This window comes from Azospirillum sp. B510, from assembly GCF_000010725.1.
Taxonomy (GTDB): Bacteria; Pseudomonadota; Alphaproteobacteria; order Azospirillales; family Azospirillaceae; genus Azospirillum; species Azospirillum lipoferum_B.
The window spans coordinates 798,264-814,873 of the sequence record NC_013855.1 but is presented as its reverse complement, the minus strand read 5'-3'; the positions used below and the strand labels follow the sequence as shown (position 1 = coordinate 814,873).

General features: G+C 66.9%; 16 protein-coding genes. 6 read left to right on the top strand and 10 right to left on the bottom strand.

The genetic code is table 11. The features are described 5' to 3' along the window. Positions 1–103: 103 nt before the first annotated feature. Both AZL_RS18740 and AZL_RS18735 read left to right on the top strand, forming a co-directional pair. Complete coding sequence (locus AZL_RS18740; protein WP_012976061.1) at positions 104–1,204, top strand: TRAP transporter substrate-binding protein; 1,101 nt, start codon at positions 104–106, stop codon at positions 1,202–1,204. 263 nt (positions 1,205–1,467) lie between these two features. Beyond that, positions 1,468–1,923 carry an RbsD/FucU family protein gene (locus AZL_RS18735; protein ID WP_012976060.1) on the top strand — a complete coding sequence of 152 codons (456 nt, stop codon included), beginning with the start codon at positions 1,468–1,470 and terminating at the stop codon, positions 1,921–1,923. A gap of 151 nt (positions 1,924–2,074) precedes the next feature. Here the strand turns inward: AZL_RS18735 and AZL_RS18730 are convergent, their stop codons facing one another. The 9 genes from AZL_RS18730 to AZL_RS18690 all read right to left on the bottom strand — a co-directional run bounded on the left by AZL_RS18730 (position 2,075) and on the right by AZL_RS18690 (position 12,012). Further along, positions 2,075–3,601 carry a UxaA family hydrolase gene (locus tag AZL_RS18730; protein ID WP_012976059.1) on the bottom strand — a complete coding sequence of 509 codons (1,527 nt, stop codon included), beginning with the start codon at positions 3,599–3,601 and terminating at the stop codon, positions 2,075–2,077. Between the two features lie 41 nt (positions 3,602–3,642). Next, complete coding sequence (locus tag AZL_RS18725; RefSeq protein ID WP_012976058.1) at positions 3,643–4,458, bottom strand: amidohydrolase family protein; 816 nt, start codon at positions 4,456–4,458, stop codon at positions 3,643–3,645. A 3-nt stretch (positions 4,459–4,461) separates the two neighbouring features. Next, positions 4,462–5,523, bottom strand: coding sequence for an aldo/keto reductase (locus AZL_RS18720; RefSeq protein ID WP_012976057.1), 1,062 nt, complete (start codon positions 5,521–5,523; stop codon positions 4,462–4,464). 107 nt (positions 5,524–5,630) lie between these two features. Beyond that, positions 5,631–6,575: an ABC transporter substrate-binding protein gene (locus tag AZL_RS18715; RefSeq protein ID WP_012976056.1), complete on the bottom strand. Its 945-nt coding sequence runs from the start codon at positions 6,573–6,575 to the stop codon at positions 5,631–5,633. A gap of 43 nt (positions 6,576–6,618) precedes the next feature. Continuing rightward, the gene (locus tag AZL_RS18710) at positions 6,619–7,602 is read right to left on the bottom strand and encodes an ABC transporter permease (protein ID WP_173380509.1); all 984 of its coding nucleotides are present in this window, start codon (positions 7,600–7,602) and stop codon (positions 6,619–6,621) included. Positions 7,603–7,718: 116 nt separating this feature from the next. Beyond that, entirely contained in the window at positions 7,719–9,293 is a 1,575-nt protein-coding gene (locus tag AZL_RS18705; protein ID WP_012976054.1) for a sugar ABC transporter ATP-binding protein, read from the bottom strand. Positions 9,294–9,408: 115 nt separating this feature from the next. Next, complete coding sequence (locus AZL_RS18700) at positions 9,409–10,254, bottom strand: fumarylacetoacetate hydrolase family protein (RefSeq protein WP_012976053.1); 846 nt, start codon at positions 10,252–10,254, stop codon at positions 9,409–9,411. Positions 10,255–10,329: 75 nt separating this feature from the next. Continuing rightward, the gene (locus tag AZL_RS18695; RefSeq protein ID WP_012976052.1) at positions 10,330–11,073 is read right to left on the bottom strand and encodes an SDR family oxidoreductase; all 744 of its coding nucleotides are present in this window, start codon (positions 11,071–11,073) and stop codon (positions 10,330–10,332) included. Positions 11,074–11,208: 135 nt separating this feature from the next. Continuing rightward, positions 11,209–12,012 carry an IclR family transcriptional regulator gene (locus tag AZL_RS18690; protein ID WP_247894351.1) on the bottom strand — a complete coding sequence of 268 codons (804 nt, stop codon included), beginning with the start codon at positions 12,010–12,012 and terminating at the stop codon, positions 11,209–11,211. 921 nt (positions 12,013–12,933) lie between these two features. On the opposite strand from AZL_RS18690, the gene AZL_RS35655 reads away from it, so the two are divergent. Continuing rightward, positions 12,934–13,419 carry a hypothetical protein gene (locus tag AZL_RS35655; RefSeq protein ID WP_148219487.1) on the top strand — a complete coding sequence of 162 codons (486 nt, stop codon included), beginning with the start codon at positions 12,934–12,936 and terminating at the stop codon, positions 13,417–13,419. 183 nt (positions 13,420–13,602) lie between these two features. Here the strand turns inward: AZL_RS35655 and AZL_RS37065 are convergent, their stop codons facing one another. Further along, positions 13,603–13,956: an IS1 family transposase gene (locus AZL_RS37065; RefSeq protein ID WP_086935423.1), complete on the bottom strand. Its 354-nt coding sequence runs from the start codon at positions 13,954–13,956 to the stop codon at positions 13,603–13,605. Positions 13,957–14,120: 164 nt separating this feature from the next. Between AZL_RS37065 and AZL_RS18685 the strand changes: the two genes are divergently transcribed. The 3 genes from AZL_RS18685 (at position 14,121) to AZL_RS18675 (ending at position 16,594) form a co-directional block, all read left to right on the top strand. After that, positions 14,121–14,519 carry an IS66-like element accessory protein TnpA gene (locus tag AZL_RS18685; RefSeq protein WP_042444229.1) on the top strand — a complete coding sequence of 133 codons (399 nt, stop codon included), beginning with the start codon at positions 14,121–14,123 and terminating at the stop codon, positions 14,517–14,519. Then, a complete protein-coding gene (tnpB, locus tag AZL_RS18680; protein WP_012976048.1) occupies positions 14,516–14,863 on the top strand; it encodes an IS66 family insertion sequence element accessory protein TnpB in 348 nt (115 codons plus the stop codon). The genes AZL_RS18685 and tnpB overlap by 4 nt, the downstream gene beginning before the upstream one ends. Positions 14,864–14,947: 84 nt before the next feature. After that, on the top strand, positions 14,948–16,594 hold the full coding sequence (locus AZL_RS18675) for an IS66-like element ISAzs21 family transposase (RefSeq protein ID WP_012976047.1): 1,647 nt from the start codon (positions 14,948–14,950) through the stop codon (positions 16,592–16,594). Positions 16,595–16,610 lie beyond the last annotated feature (16 nt).

The window sequence follows — 16,610 nt, the reverse complement described above, 5'->3', positions numbered from 1 at the left end:
TCGGATGGTTTGTTACACTCTTGGCTAAACCGCTGTAATTCCCTGATTCACCGTGGATGGAGGGAATTGTCGGCGACGCACACAATCTTGCGGAGTGGCAGGAGTGGAAAGAAGAGCGTTTCTCACCAAGGCCGGCGTCGGCGCCGTTTCGACCGTCGCCGCCTCGACCCTCGCGGCTCCGGCCATCGCCCAGACCCAGCCGGCCATCCAGTGGCGCCTGGCGTCGAGCTTTCCGAAGAGCACCGACATCCTGGTCGGCACCTCGGAACTGATCGCCAAGCGCGTCTCCGAGGCGACCGACGGCAAGTTCCAGATCCGCGTTCATGCCGCTGGTGAGATCGTCCCCGGCCTGCAGGTGCTGGACGCCGTGCAGAACGGCACCGTCCAGTGCGGCCACACCTGCGGCTACTATTATGTCGGCAAGGATCCGACCTTCGCCTTCGACACCGCGATCCCCTTCGGCCCGAACGCCCGCCAACAGAACGCCTGGTTCCAGTATGGCGGCGGCCAGGAGGTGATGCGAACCTTCTTCGCCAAGCATGGCATCGTCCAATTCCCGGCGGGCAACACCGGCGCCCAGATGGGCGGCTGGTACCGCAAGGAGATCAAGTCGCTGGCCGATTTCAACGGCCTGAAGATCCGCATCGCCGGCATCACCGGCCAGATCATGGCCAAGCTGGGCGCCGCCCCGACCCAGATCGCCGGCAGCGACATCTATCCGGCGCTGGAAAAGGGCACCATCGACGCGGTCGAGTTCGTCGGCCCCTATGACGACGAGAAGCTGGGCTTCGTCCAGGTCGCCAAATATTACTATTATCCGGGTTGGTGGGAAGGCGGGCCGCAGGTCTCGCTCTACATCAACCAGAAGGAATGGGACGCGCTGCCCAAATCCTATCAGGCCATCCTGACCGCCGCCTGCGCCGAGGCGAATGGCGCGATGACCGCCCGCTACGACGCGGAGAACGCCCGGGCGCTGAAGCGTCTGGTCGCCAAGGGCGCCCTGCTGCGCCCCTTCCCGCGCGACCTGATGGAAGCCGCCCACAAGATCGCCTACGAGCTGTACGACGACATCGCCAAGACCAATCCGGACTTCAAGGCGGTTTACGACAGCTGGAAGCCGTTCCTGGACGAGGTGCAGCTGTGGTTCCGCGTGGCGGAACTGCCCTACGACAACTTCACCCAGTCGGCCGGCCGGTCCAAGTAGCAGGCACAGGACCGGCAAAGGGGAAGGAGCGGGCGGCTTTCCCGCTCCTTCCAGCGCCGTATTCGCAAGCGGGCCCGGCGCCGGGCCGATCGGTTGGCCGGGCGCCTTACCGCAGCGAGATGGCGCGGTCGCCGACGCTCAGGATATGCTCGCGCATCGTCGGTGGTGCCGGGGGGCGGCGCTGGGGGCGGTGAGCGCCGACGAGCTGCGGCCCGGCTTCCGGCCGCGCTGTGGCCCGACCTGAACGAACAAGGAAAGCCGCCATGCTGAAAGGACTGGATCCGCTTCTGTCTCCCGACCTGCTGTGGGTGCTGGCCGCCATGGGGCATGGCGACGACCTGGCGCTGGTCGACGCCAACCATCCGGCGGAGGCCATCGCCCGCGCCACCATCTCCAGCCGGCTGATCACGCTGCCGGGGGTGACGATGGCGCGGGCCGCCCGTGGCATCCTCAGCGTCTTCCCGCTCGACGGCTATGTGCCCGATCCGGTGCGCCGGATGGAGGTGGTGGGCGATCCCACCGCATTGCCCACTGTGCAAGGCGAGGTGCAGGCGGAGATCGACCGCGCCGAGGGGCGGCCGCTGCCCTTGCGGGGGATCGAGCGTTTCGCCTTCTACGACGCCGCCCGCCGCGCCTTCGCCGTGGTGCAGGTGGGCGACCCGCGCCCCTATGGCTGTTTCCTGCTGCGCAAGGGCGTCATCGCCGGCGACGCGCCCTGACCACGCCTGTTTCCCAGACCCCGAAAGCGACAAGCCCGGTGGCGGCTTCCCCCACAAGGAGGGTGACATCGTCACCATCGCCGTCCCGATGCGCGCCCTGGTCCGGTGGTGGGCGCTGCGCGGCTAAGCGGCGCCCCCGGTTCACGCCCCCTCACATCACCGCGCCGATCTGCCAGGGAACGAACTCGTTGTCGCCGATGCCGTTCTCCTCGCTGCGGGTGCGGTGGCCCGACGCGGTGTCCAGCATCAGGCGGAACAGGGCGGCACCGGCCTCCGCCACGCTGGTGCCGCCATCCAGCACGGCGCCGCCGTTGAAGTCCATGTCGTCGCCCATGCGGGCATAGAGCGCACTGTTGGTGGCGATCTTCAGGGATGGCGTCGGCTTGCAGCCATAGGTCGAGCCACGGCCGGTGGTGAAGGCGATCAGGGTGGCGCCGCCCGCCACCTGGCCGGTGGCGGACACCGGGTCGTAGCCCGGCGTGTCCATGAAGACGAGGCCATGGTCGGTCACCGGCTCGGCGTAATCGACCACGGCGTTCAGGCGGGTACCGCCGCCCTTGGCGACCGCGCCCAGCGATTTCTCCAGGATGGTGGTGATGCCGCCGGCCTTGTTGCCGGGCGACGGGTTGTTGTTCATGTCGCCCTTGTGCATGCGGGTATAGTCCTCCCACCAGCGGATGCGGTCCATCAGTTTGCCGGCGACGGCGGGGGAGGCGGCGCGGGCGGTCAGCAGATGCTCGGCCCCGTAGATCTCCGGCGTCTCCGACAGGATGGCGGTGCCGCCATGGGCGACCAGCAGATCGACCGCGGCGCCCAGCACCGGGTTGGCGGTGATGCCGGAATAGCCGTCGGAGCCGCCGCATTGCAGCCCGACCGTCAGATGGCTCGCCGGCACCGGCTCGCGCCGCACGTCGTTGGCGGTCGGCAGCATGGCGCGGACCAGGGCGACGCCGCGCTCGATGGTCTCGCGGGTGCCGCCTTCCTCCTGGATGGTCAATGTGGCGATCAGCCCGTCGGGACGCGGTGCCAGCGTCTGGGCCAGCGGTGCGATCTGGTTCATCTCGCAGCCCAGCCCGATCAGCAGCAGCCCGGCGAAATTGGCGTGGTCGGCATAGCCGCGCAACGTGCGGCGCAGGATCTCCATCCCCTCGCCGGTGCCGTTCATGCCGCAGCCGCTGCCATGGACGATGGCGACCACCCCGTCGACATTCGGGTAATCGGCCAGCGCGGTCCCACCGAAGGCGTCGGCGATGCGCTTGCAGACGGTGGCGGAGCAGTTCACGCTGGCGATGACGCCGATGTAGTTGCGGGTGGCGACCTGCCCCGACGGCCGGCGGATGCCGAGGAAGGTCGCCTGCTCCGCACCGCGCTCGGCCTCGACGATGCCGGCGGGGCCGTGGCCGAGCCGGGCCTCGCCCATGCCGAGATTGTGGACATGGACATGCTGGCCGGGGGCGATCGGCTGGGTGGCGACGCCGATCACCTGCCCGTATTTGACCACCGGCTCACCCGGCGCCATGGCGCGGATGGCGATCTTGTGGCCGCTGGGGATGGTGGCGGCGGCGGTGCCGGTGAAACCGCCGACGCCGACCGGGCTGCCCGCCGGGATCTCGCGGGTGGCGACCGCCACGCTGTCCGACGGGTTCAGCAGGAGAAGTTCGGGAACGGAAGACGGCATCGCTGTTGTCCTTGAAGGAAAATCGGGAATGGCGGGCTTTGTCAGCCCAGCCGGTAGACGGTCGCGGCATTGCCGCCGAACACGGCGTCATGCCCCTCGACCGGGACCAGCCGGCGGCACATCCGCAGCCAGCCCGGATAGTCGCCGGCCAGCCGCAGGACCGGCCAGTCGCTGCCCCAGATCAACCGCCCGGTGCCGAACAGGGCGATCAGCCGCTCGGCATAGGGACGGATATCGTCGGTGGCGGCGCGCTCCCCCGCCTCGGTCAGCAGGCCGGACAGCTTGCACCAGACATTGGGCAGGGTGGCCAGCGCCGCCATGTCCTCCGCCCAGCCGGGGGAGCCGCCGCTGGCGATCTCCGGCTTGGCGGCATGGTCGATGACGATGGCCAGCGATGGATGCCGCCGGGCGAAGCGCAGCAGCGACGGCAGGTGACGCGGCAGGACCAGCGCGTCGAAGCTCAAGCCGGCCTGCGCCATCGCGGCGGCCGCCGGGTCGAGGACGGGATCATCCAGCCAGTCGGCCGCTTCCGCCTGCACCATGGGCCGCAGCCCCTTCAGCTTGGGCTTGGTGGCGAGATCCCGGATCCGTCGCGGCGCGTCCGGCGCCTTCAGGTCGGTCCAGCCGACCACGCCGCGGATGAAGCCATGCCGGGCGGCGAGATCAAGCATGAAGCCGGTGTCCGCCTCGCTCGACAGGGTCTGGACCAGGATGGTGCCGTCGATGCCGCTTTCCAGCAGCAGCGGCAGCAGGTCCGGCGGCAGGAAGTCGCGGTGAATGGGGCCGAGGTCCGGCGGCGGCCATTCGCCCCGCCGTTCCGCCATCAGCCAGAAATGCTGGTGGGCGTCGATGCGCATCGCTCACCTCCCCACCGGAACGGGCGCCGCTTCATCCAGCAGGCCGCGTGCCTTCAATGCCTGCCAGAAGGCGGCTGGGACCCTGGCCCGGAGCCAGGCGAGGTTGGTCGTCAACTGCCGGGCGTTGCGCACCCCGGTGACGCAGGAGGCGACCGCCGGATGGGCCAGCGGGAATTGCAAGGCGGCGGCGGGAAGCTCCACATCGAACTCCCGGCAGGCGGCGGCGAGCGCCTCCACCCGCCCGATGGTCTCGGGCGGAGCGTCGGCATAGTTGAACTTGCCGTTGCCGGCGAGGATGCCGGAATTGAAAACGCCGGCGGCGGCGATCCGCGTGCCGGCGGCGAGGCAGCGCTCCAGGAAGGGCGACAGGCTGGTCTGTTCCAGCAGGGTGTAGCGGCCGGCCAGCATGACGCAGTCAAGATCGACCTCGTCCATCGCCTCCAGCGCCACTTCCCATTCATTGACGCCGAGGCCGATGGCCGGGACCGCGCCATCGCGCCGCAACTTTTCCAGCGCGCGGAAGCCGCCGCCACGGGTCAGCGCCTGCCAGTGATGGGCATGGCCGTCGCCATGGGTGACCCGGCCGATGTCGTGGACGTAAAGGATGTCGATACGGGCGAGGCCGAGGCGCTGGAGCGAATCCTCCACCGAACGCAGGATGCCGTCGCGCGAATAGTCATAGACCGGGTGAAAAGGCGGCGGATCGGCCCAGCCATCGCCATCGACACCGCGCACCCGCGCACCGCCGGTGTTCGGGCGGATCAGCCGGCCGACCTTGGTGGACAGCATGAATCCGTCGCGCGGCCGGTCGCACAGCGCGGCACCCAGCCGCCGCTCCGACCGGCCATAGCCGTAATAGGGAGCGGTGTCGAAATAGCGGATGCCGGCATCCCACGCCGCCGCGAGAAGGCCGTCGGCCTCGGCCGGGTCGGTGGGGCGGTAGAGGCCGCCAAGCTGCGCGCAGCCCAGCCCGATCGCCGGGAGCGACAGGCCGGAGCGCGGCAGGATGCGGCGGTCGGCCAAATGGTCGGGCAGGGAGGCGGGCAGAGGGGCGGTCAAGGTCATGAGGGGATCGCCTCGGCTGGAGATAATCCTGCGTGGAAGAAAGCGGCGTGCCCGGCGGGGGACCGGGCGCCGCGCACGCCCAAGGCCAGGAGAAGAGGGGGCGGGGCTCAGTACAGGACGTTCTGGGCTTCCGGCGTCGCCAGATTGGCCTTGGTCACCAGCACGACGCCGGTGTCGATGGCCTTGTCGACCTTCTCGCGCTTGGTCAGCTTGACCGCCGCCTGCACCCCGAGATAGCCCATCTGGTAGGAGCCCTGGACGGCGATGGCCTCCAGCGTGCCGTCCTTGACGAAGCCCTGGAGATCCTGGTTGCCGTCGAAGCCGACCGCGACGACGCGGCCGGCCTTGCCGCTCTGGGCCAGCGCGCGGCCCATGCCGATGGCGGTCGGCTCGTTGGCGCCGAAGATGCCCTTCAGGTCGGGGTTGGCGGCCAGCACGTCGGTGGTCTGGTTCAGCGCCGTCGCCATCTGCGACTGCGAATAGAAGGGACCGACGATCTCCAGCTTGGAATGGTCCTTGATGTATTTGGTGAAGCCGCCGACCCGGCCGATCTCCGACCCCGCACCGGCGACATAGGACATGACGGCGATCTTGCCGCTGGTGCCGACCTTGTCGATCAGGGCCTTGGCGCACAGTTCGCCGGCCTTGACGTTGTCGGTGGACAGCATGGCCTGATAATACTGCTTGCCGGCGTCGGAAATCGCGGAGTCGATCAGCACGACCGGGATCTTCGCCTCCCACGCCTTCTTCAGCGCCGGGACCAGCGCGTCGGGATCGGATGGGGCGAGCACGATGCCGGCGACCTTCCGGTTCACCGCGTTCTCCACCATGTTGACCTGGTCGGCGATGGCCGATTCCGCCGCCGGCCCCTGGAAGGTCATGGTGTAGCCGTCCGCCTCGTTCCGGGCGGCGGATGCCCCCTTCTGCACATTCTGCCAGAAGGTGGAATTCACGGTCTTCACCACCACCGCGATTTCCTTGTCGGCGGCGAGGGCCGAACCGGCGGCGAGAGCGATGACGGACGCCAGACAGGCCGAAACGAAGCGCTTCATGGTTTCACTCCCGATTGGTTTGTTTGCTTGTCGATAACGCCGATCAGCGCCGGTTACGGATCTGGTCGATCCAGACGGTCAGCAGGATGACCAGACCGATGATGATCTGCTGGGTGAAGGCGGAGACGCCGTTCATGTTCAGCCCGTTGCGCAGGATGCCGATCACGAAGGCGCCGATGGCGGTGCCGGAGATCGTGCCGACCCCGCCGATCAGCGAGGTGCCGCCGATGACGGCGCTGGCGATGGCGTCCAGCTCGTACATCACGCCCTCGTTGGGCTGGGCGGTGACGAGGCGGGACATCAGCACGCAGCCGGTCAGGCCGGCCAGCGTGCCGGACAGCACATAGGTGAACAGGGTGACGCCCGCGACATTGACGCCCGACAGGCGCGCGGCCTCGGCATTCGATCCGACGGCGTAGATGTGGCGTCCCAGCGTGGTCCGGCTCAGCATCACCGACACCGCGATGGCGATCACCACCATCAGCACCACCGGATAGGGGATGCCGGGGAAGACCACGTCGGGAAATCCGTCCTCGCCGATGCGGACGATGCGGAACATGGCGCCGTTGCCGAGTTCGCCGAAGGCCTCGCCCAGTCCCGAGACGGCGCGGGCGCCGGTGATCTGCAAGGCGACGCCGCGCGCCACCATCATCATGCCCAGCGTGGCGATGAAGGGCGGCAGCTTCAGCCGCGTCACGCACAACCCGTTCAGCAGGCCGCAGAAGGCGCCGACCAGGATGCCCAGCCCCATGCCCAGCGGCAACGGCGCCCCCGCCTTGACCGCCAGCGCCGCGACCACCCCGGCCAGCGCCAGGACGGAACCAACCGACAGGTCGATGCCGCCGGTGATGATGACGCAGGTCGCGGCGACGCCCAGATAGGCGATCGAGGTCACCTGCAAGGCGATGGTCATGCCGTTGCCGACGCTGAGGAAGGCGTCGCTGGTCAGCGAGAAGACGGCGACCAGCACCAGGAGCCCGGCTAGGGCGGCGAATTTCTGGATCAGGTCCTTGCGCCGGTCGTTCATCACCCGGCCGCTCATAGCCTGGGCGTTCATGACCTGGGCGTTCATGGCCTGCGGGCCGTCGCTTGGCGACTGGCGGGAAGGCGCGGCGGTTTCCAAGATTTTGGTGGTTGGATTGCTCATGGCGTTCCGGCTCCCGGCGCCGCCGGGCGGCCATGGCCCGAGGCGAAATGCATGATCTCTTCCTGGCTGGTCGCGCGCGTGTTCAGCACGGCGGTGATCCGGCCCTCATGAAAGACGGCGACGCGGTCGGTCAGGCCGAGGATTTCCGGCAGCTCGGAGCTGATCAGCACCACGCCGATCCCCTCGGCGGCCAGCCGGTCGAGAAGCTGGTAGATGGCGAATTTGGCCCCGACGTCGATGCCGCGCGTCGGCTCGTCGAAGAACAGGATGCGCGACTGGCGGAACAGCCACTTCGCGATGACGATCTTCTGCTGGTTGCCGCCCGACAGCAGGCGCGCCACCTGATGCGGCGACGGCGTGCGGATCGACAGCATCTGGATGTAGCGCCAGGCCGCCTGTTCCTCCGCCTTGCCATCGATGAACCCCAGGGCGTTGGACACCGCCGCCATGTTGGCCATCGTCAGATTCTGGGTGACCGACATCTTGACCGCCAGCCCATGGCTCTTGCGGTCCTCCGACAGATAGGCGATGCCGTGGGCGATGGCGTCGCGCGGGGTCTTCACCGTGATCTCGCCACTCCCCAGCCGGATGGTGCCGGCATCCAGCGGGTCGGCGCCGAAGATCGCGCGGGCGACCTCGGTGCGGCCGGCGCCCATCAACCCGGCGAATCCCAGGATCTCGCCACGCCGCAGCTCGAACCCGACATCGTGGAAGACGCCGCGGCGGCTCAGTCCGCGCACCTCCATCAGAACCTCGCCGGTCGGGACGCTGGTACGCTCGGGAAACTTGTCGTCCAGCGAGCGGCCGACCATCCGCGCGACGATCTCGTCGACGCAGGTGTCGGCGAAGGTGCTGGTGTCGACGAAACGGCCGTCGCGCAGCACCGTCACCCGGTCGACGATCAGCGCCATCTCGTCCAGCCGGTGGGAGATGTAGACGATTCCCACCCCCTGCTCCCTCAATTCGCGGATCACCTGGAACAGCAGGGCGGTTTCGGATTCGGTCAGGGACGAGGTCGGCTCGTCCATGATGACGATCTCGGCGTTCAGCGACAGCGCCTTGGCGATCTCCACCATCTGGCACTGGGCGACCGACAGCGATTTGACCGGCGCGTCGGGGCGGATGTCGACGCCCAGCCGGTCGAGGCAGGACCGGGCCTGCCGGCGCAGCGCCGCGCGGTCGATGAACCAGCCGCGTTTCGGCTCGCGCGCCAGGAAGATGTTCTCGGCCACGCTCAGATGGGGGACGAGGTTCAGTTCCTGGTGGATGATGGCGATGCCCGCCCGTTCGGCGTCGAGCGAGGAGGCGAAGCGCCGGACCTCGCCCTTGTAGGTGATGCTGCCCTCGTCGGGCTGGTACTGGCCGCTGATGATCTTCATCAGCGTCGATTTGCCGGCCCCATTCTCGCCGCACAGCGCATGGACCTCGCCGCGGCGCAGGTCGAAGCCGACGCCGTCCAGCGCCAGCACGCCGGGGAACCGTTTGGTGATGTTGTCCAGCCGCAGCAGCTCGGTCCCCGCCATCGCCGCGGGGAACCGGCCGGGGGCCGTGTGGAGCGACGCTTGCTGCATGGCACCTCCCCATCCGGCGCGCCCGGTCGTCCGGGCGGCACCGTCTGGCCGCTTTGTCGAGCAAACCGCTTATTCCGCCGGCCGCGCCATCCGTTCGGGCGCGGCCGGGGTGGCGTCACTCCGCCGCCCGCACCTGCTGGCGCTGGCGGCCGAGGCCCCGGATTTCCAGCTCGATCCGGTCGCCGGGCTTCAGATAGGTCGGCGGCTTCAGCCCCAGCCCGACGCCCGGCGGCGTGCCGGTGGAAATGACGTCGCCCGGATGCAGGCTCATGAAGCGCGACAGGTAGGAGACGATGTGGGCGACGCCATAGACCATCGTCCGGGTCGAGCCGTTCTGATAGCGGTGGCCGTTGACCTCCAGCCACATGTCCAGCGCCTGCGGGTCGGGAACCTCGTCCTTCGTCACCAGCCAGGGGCCGATGGGGCCGAAGCTGTCGCAGCTCTTGCCCTTGGTCCACTGGCCTTGGCGTTCGATCTGGAATTCGCGCTCCGACAGGTCGTTGACCACGCAATAGCCGGCGACATGGTCCATCGCCTCGGCCTCCGACACATATTTGGCGGTCTTGCCGATGATGACGCCCAGTTCGACCTCCCAATCGGTCTTGGTCGAGCCGCGCGGAATCTCCACCGGGTCATCCGGCCCCTGGATGGCGGAGGTCGCCTTCATGAAGATCACCGGCTCGGACGGAACCGTCGCCCCGGTCTCCGCCGCATGGTCGGAATAATTGAGGCCGATGCAGACGAACTTGCCGGTGCCGGCGACGCAGGGCCCCAGCCGGGTGGCGGCATCGACCAGCGGCAGACTGTCCACCGGCAAGGCGGCGATCCCCGCCAGCCCGTCGGGCAGCAGCCAGCGGCCGGCGATGTCGCCGACATGGGCGGACAGGTCGCGGATGCGGCCCTGGGCATCCAGCAGGCCCGGTTTCTCGGCCCCCCGCGGGCCATGGCGCAGAAGCTTCATCGAGCGTTTCCCCAGATTTCCTGTGCAGGCGTTTTTATCGTTTCGGCGGATGGAATTGGCTGCTCCGCCGCCCGTTCAGGTGTTGGTCCAGCCGCCGTCGATGGCGATGGCCTGTCCGGTCATGAAGGCGGACTCGTCGGATGCGAGATAGACGGCGAGCTTCGCCACCTCCTCCGCCGTGCCCAGCCGGCCCATCGGCTGGCGGGCGATGAAGGCGGCGCGGGCGGTATCGTAGTCACCCAGCGCCCGCATGCGGTCGTGCAGCGACGGGCTGTCCACCGTGCCCGGACAGATGGCGTTCACGCGGATGCCGCGGGTGACGTAATCGGCGGCGACCGATTTGGTCAGGCCGATCACCGCCGCCTTGGTGGTGCCGTAGATGAAGCGGTTCGGCGCCCCGATCAGGGAGGAGGCGACCGACGACATGTTGACGATGGACCCGCCGCCGGCCTCCAGCATGCCCGGCAGGAAGGCGCGGATCATCCGGTACATCGAGCGGACGTTCAGCGTGACGGCGAAATCGAACTCGTCCTCGCCGCAGTCCAGAACCGTGCCGGCATGGACGAAGCCGGCGCAGTTGAACAGCACGGACGGCGCCGGCGTTTCGGCCGCGAAAGCCTGGATCGCCATCGGATCGCAGACGTCGAGGCGGCGGGTGACGATGCCGGGCATGCCGTCCAGTTCCGCCAGCAGCCGCTCGTTGATGTCGGTCGCCACCACGCTGGCGCCCTCCGCCGCGAAGGCCAGGGCGGCGGCACGCCCCATGCCCTGCGCCGCGGCGGTGACGATGGCGGTCTTTCCCTGCAATCTGGCGGTCATGGCGGCGTCTTCCCCCCAGTCGATGCATGGTCTGCCGGATGCCCATTCCGTCGAGGTTCGACGGAGCGGCCATAATCCGCATCGCGGATCATATGTTTTATATACACATCGCCGTTGCGCCTGTAAATCGATCCGTCAGCCCAACGAAAAGATTTCCGATATACGCCGACCGGCCTCATCCAGGGCGGCGAGGATCTCCTCCGGTTCCTTGGGGACCTGCCGGGTCCGCAGATAGGGGCAGGTCAGGGCGGCGACGGCGCCGCCCTCGCGCCGGTCGGTCACCGGGCAGGACAGGTCGATCACCGCTTCGGTGATGCCGCTGGGGCGGGCGACATGGCCGGCGGCGCGGATGGCGTCGAGCGTCCGGTCCAGCGTGTCGAGATCGATCCACGGATCCTCGGCCCGCAGTTCCTTGTACAGGCCGTGGCGCCGCCGGGCGCTCATGAAGGCCATCAGGCAATGGCCGGAGCCGGTCAGGATCAGCGGCTGGCGATAGCCGATGCGGACGGTGAAGCCGATGTGGCTGGTGCTCTCCACCCGCGCCACCACCGCGATCTGGGTGCCGGACATCACGGCGAGATGGCAGGAATAGCCGGTCGTCTCGGCGAAGCTGTTCATGACCGGCAGGGCGGTCTCGATCAGCGAGCGGTTGACCGGACGGTTCAGCCCCAGCCGGAACAGCCGGTCGGTCACCCGGAAACGGTCATCGCCTTCCAACCGCTCGATATAGCCGCGCTGGGCCAGGACCGAGACCATGCGGAAGATCTCGCCCTTGGTCCGTCCCACCCCGTCGCCGATCTGCTGCAAACTCTGAGGGTCGCGGCATTCCGAGAGAAACTCCAGGATATCCAGGCCCTTTTCCAGCGCCGGGGCGGAATAGCGCCGTTCCCGCTCGGGAGCGTCGGGCATCTCCATCGGATCGAGGTCGGTCCCGTTCACGTTGGCGTCCCCTCTGTTGTCGCCGCAAAGCTGTTTTATATATGATTCTACGGTTTCATATGAAAAACAACGCAAGATCCGCCGGGGGTGAGCGGCACCATCCGCCAGCCAGGGCGGCATCGCCCGGACGCCTATGCGATGTCGCATGATGATCCAGGGATTTCCATGATCCATCCGCTTTTCGCAATCCGGCGAGAGGCTTGTTGGCATCGTCTCCCGGACTGATGAGCGAACCGGTCACCATCGATCGGCTTTTCCGCCGCTCATCCTTTTCGCCGGTGTCGCGCTGGTTCCGGCTGCCGCCGACAAGTGGCAATCGAGGGGGCGGCGGTTGCCGCCAAGGAGACGTGACGTGTCGCGACATGATGCCGCAATACCGGCATCCGGGCTCGAAGCAGAGGTCGACCAGCCCGGCCTATCTTTGCGAAATCGCCGGAGTTTCCACTGCGGTTCGGTTGTGACCGCGACCGCCCGGATACCGGACCCAGCGGAACAGAATTTCAAATTTTAGAGTTTTTTGAAACAATATTCCTGTTTTATAGGGGTGTCTTGGAACGTCTATCAGGTTGTGCGATGCAATATTTCAAAATAAAAAGCTGCGCACAAGATGGTTTGACGGGAGAATAAAAAGTTTCAAGAAATACTGCCGATGACATTCATTGCTTAGCCCGCTTGCATATTTTAACTCTTATCGAATTGTTATCAATGAAACTCCGCATTAGCATATCATTGTATGGCTTCGCTGCTTCGGTATCGCTTCGTCGTTGGTGGGAAATTGGATTGTGATGACTGATATCATCCCTGTCCGCACGAACCATGATCGTGAGGCATGCGAACCGTTACCTCGTTGGAACTCCGACAGATCCTTGGCGATGGGATTGTCTATTGGACCTCGAGCAGACAAAGCTTGGTGAGGCGATCATGAACAGCATTCAATCGAGATTCGTGTCTTGGAGCGGAGAAGACCGGAAAATTGGCGAGTTGGTGGAAAAAAGGCTGGAAGGAAAATTATCGGATATCATATCTGATACATACAATGTTGTTTACAAAAAAGCAAAAGCGGAAAAGTCATCGGAAGAACGAGAAAGAAGGAAATTCTCTTATATATCCAAGGGAGATTCCCAGAGCGATTATTTTAAGACGATCGAACTCGTTATCAAATATATCAGCTCCCATCTCGATCTTACCGATTATCTCGTCGGCGCATACGCGACATATACGACGGGACTTGTCACCGCACTGCTGAAAAGCGGCCGCCTATTCGACGGACAGCGCGACCTGTTGCTGGCCAGCCTGATCCGGTCGGTGTTCTCGGACGTGGCGGTGGTGGTGCATTATTTCGTCGAAGCGGTGAATCAGAAGGCCGAGGCCGAGAAGCGCCAAGCGATGGAGAGGAGAGAGCGATAGGTGTTAGGTAAACAACGCTAAGGTAGAACGAATGGAGAATATGATCTTCAGGCGACGCGGCGTTGGCGCTCAAGATTCAGTGGTCGTCGCCCAACTGGGGCGGATGCTGCCCGCTCCCATAGGAAATCGCCCGACAGGCCGATATGCTCCCAGCTGGAGGGTATCACGACATAACGACGGATTTTAGGCAATTCCTGTCCGTCCGCTCAGCACTCCTGGAAGAGTGCGCATTTCCGGTGGGGCATCGCCGTTGACGTGAAGATGAGCGAACAGGGTTATTCGACGGTCCACCATGGCTTTGCTCTTGGAGACGATGATTGACTTGCGCCGACAGGCGCCGACCCAGTGGCGCTGCTGGCCATTGTTGCGTTCGAGCGCGACGGTCTGATCCTTGCCTTGGTAATGCCGCCCTGCCGCCAGCACGTTTTCATAAGGCGCGAAGTGGTCGGTGCAAATCAGTCTGGGGGACCAACGCCGGAGCCGGTCGAACAGGCGGCGGAAGGTGGCCTCGTCGCGGGCGCCGCATTCCGGGAGTATCCGGAATTTCGTGCTCGGCGGGGTTATCCTGAAGCAGAAGGAGACCCTGAATGGCCGTAACCGTCCGACGATGGCCGCCTTGCGGGGAGTGGACGAAGCGGGCTGAGTGAGGACGCCGCGGATGGCCGCGGCTTGGTCCTATGTCCAGCCCCATGGCTATGCTTATGACTTACCAGCGCGTCGAGGTGATCACGGGATCGGAGAAGCGCCGCTTTTATAGCGCCGCGGACAAGGCGGGCTTGGTGGCGGAAGCGTTCCGGCCCGGCGTGGTGGCGTCCGAGGTGGCTCGTCGGCACGGCCTCAACGTCAGCCTGCTGTACCGCTGGCGCCGGCAGATCGAGGAGGAGCAGGCGAGCCCGTCGCCCGAACCAGCGGTGAACTTCGTGCCCGTGCGGATCGCCGACGCCCCGCCGTCCTTCCCGGACGACAAGATGGCGCCCCTTCCGCCCGCCGGAACCGGCATCATCGAAATCGTGCTGCCCAGCGGCCATTGCCTGCGCGTCGATCGCCATGTCGATGCGGGCGCCCTGCGTCGGGTCCTCGCCGTTCTGGAGCGCCGATGATCCCGGTCCCCGCCGGCGTGCGGATCTACCTGGCGATGGGCGCCACCGACATGCGCAAGGGCTTCGACGGCCTCGCCCTGTTGGTCCAGGAGGTTCTCAAGAAGGATCCCTACTCCGGCCATCTCTTCCTGTTCCGGGGCCGCCGAGCCGACAAGATCAAGATTCTCTACTACGACACCAACGGCCTGTGCCTGTTCGCCAAGCGCCTTCAGCGCGGCCGGTTCGTCTGGCCGGTGTCGCGCGAGGGCGTGGTGACGCTGACCCCGGCGGAGCTGGCGATGCTCGTGGAAGGGCTGGACTGGCGCGCGGCGGAACGGACCTGGAAGCCCGACTTGGCCGGCTGACCCGGCGCGGGCCGGGCGCGACACGGTGACTCAGCCGCCCTCGGGCCGGTCGTCGGGATCCCGGTGTCCTGGTAAAATCGCGCCATGGTTTCCGATCCCGCCCAGCTTCTGGCCGACAACGCGGCGTTGCGGCAGCTCGTCGCCGAGCAGGCGGCCCGGCTGCATGCCCAGGAGGCGGCGTTGCGCGCCAAGGACGCGGCGCTCGGCGCGGCGCTGGAGGGCATCAAGAGCAAGGCGCTGGAGATCGAGAAGCTGAAGCTTCAGCTCGCCCGGCTGCGCCGCATGCACTTCGGCCAGTCCTCGGAAAAGCTGGGCCGAACCATCGCCCAGCTGGAACTGGCGCTGGAAGACCTGGAAGCCGCCGAAGGCGAGCAGGCCGCCATCGTCACGCAGCCCGACGCGCCGCCAGAAGACGCCGAAACTAGGCGCCGGCCCAAGCGCACGCTGCCGCCCGAGCATCTGCCGCGCGAGGAGCAGGTGCACGAGCCCGAAGGCGGCACCTGCACCTGCGCGCAGTGCGGTGGCGCGCTGCGTCGGCTGGGCGAGGACCGCGCCCGGCAGCTGGAATACGTGCCGGCGCACTTCAAGGTGGTCGAGCACGTCCGCCCGAAGTTCTCGTGCCGGCGCTGCGAGGCGATCACGCAGGCACCAGCGTCGCTGCCGATCGAGCGGGGCCTGTTCGGGCCGGGGCTGTTGGCGCACCTGCTGGTTAGCAAGTTCGACGATCATCTGCCGCTGTATCGCCAGGCGGAGATCTTCGCCCGCCTGGGCCTGGAGTTGAGCCGCTCCACCCTGGCCGATCAGGTCGGCCACGCGGCTCGGCTGCTGCGCCCGCTGATCCAGGCGATCGAAACCAGCGTCATCGGTTCCGCCAAGCTGCACGCCGACGACACGCCGGTCCCGGTGCTGAGCCCGGGGGCCGGGCGGACCAAGACCGGCTACCTGTGGGTCTACCTGCGCGATGATCGCCCCTGGAACGGCCCGTCGCCTCCGGCGGCGCTGTACCGCTACAGCCCCGGGCGCGGCGGCGAGCACCCGTGCGGCCACCTGAAGGATTTCCACGGGGCGCTGCAGGCGGACGGCTATGCCGGGTTCAACGGCCTGTACGAACCGGGCCCCGACGGGCGGGCCCGGATCATTGAAATTGGCTGCATGGCCCATGGCCGTCGCAAGTTCAACGACGTGGCGGTCTCGGCCAAGGGCAAGGCGCCGATCGCGGCCGAGGCACTGCGGCGGATCGGCGAGCTGTATGCGGTCGAAGCCCAGATCGCCGGCCGGGATGCCGACGAGCGCCGGCGCGTGCGCCAGGCCGAGGCTGCCCCGAAAATGGCCGCGTTGAAGGCATGGCTGGAGGAGACGCTGGGCCGGCTCGACGGCAAGTCGGACACGGCCAAGGCGGTGCGCTACCTGCTCAACCGCTGGACGGCGCTGACCCGTTACCTGGACGATGGCCGTCTGGAGATCGACAACAACGCCGCCGAAAGGGCCTTGCGGGCCGTCGTGGTGGGCCGCAAGAACTGGCTGTTCGCCGGAGCCGATGTCGGGGGTGAGCGGGCCGCGGCGATGTACACGCTCATCGAGACGGCCAAGCTCAACGGGCTCGACCCCGAGGCGTACCTGCGCGACGTGATCGCCCGGATTGCCGATCACAAGATCAGCCGCATCGACGAGTTGCTGCCCTGGAACTGGACCAAAGCCGCCGACGTTACCGAAAACGCCGACGCCGCGTAGCTCGGCGGACGCTTAC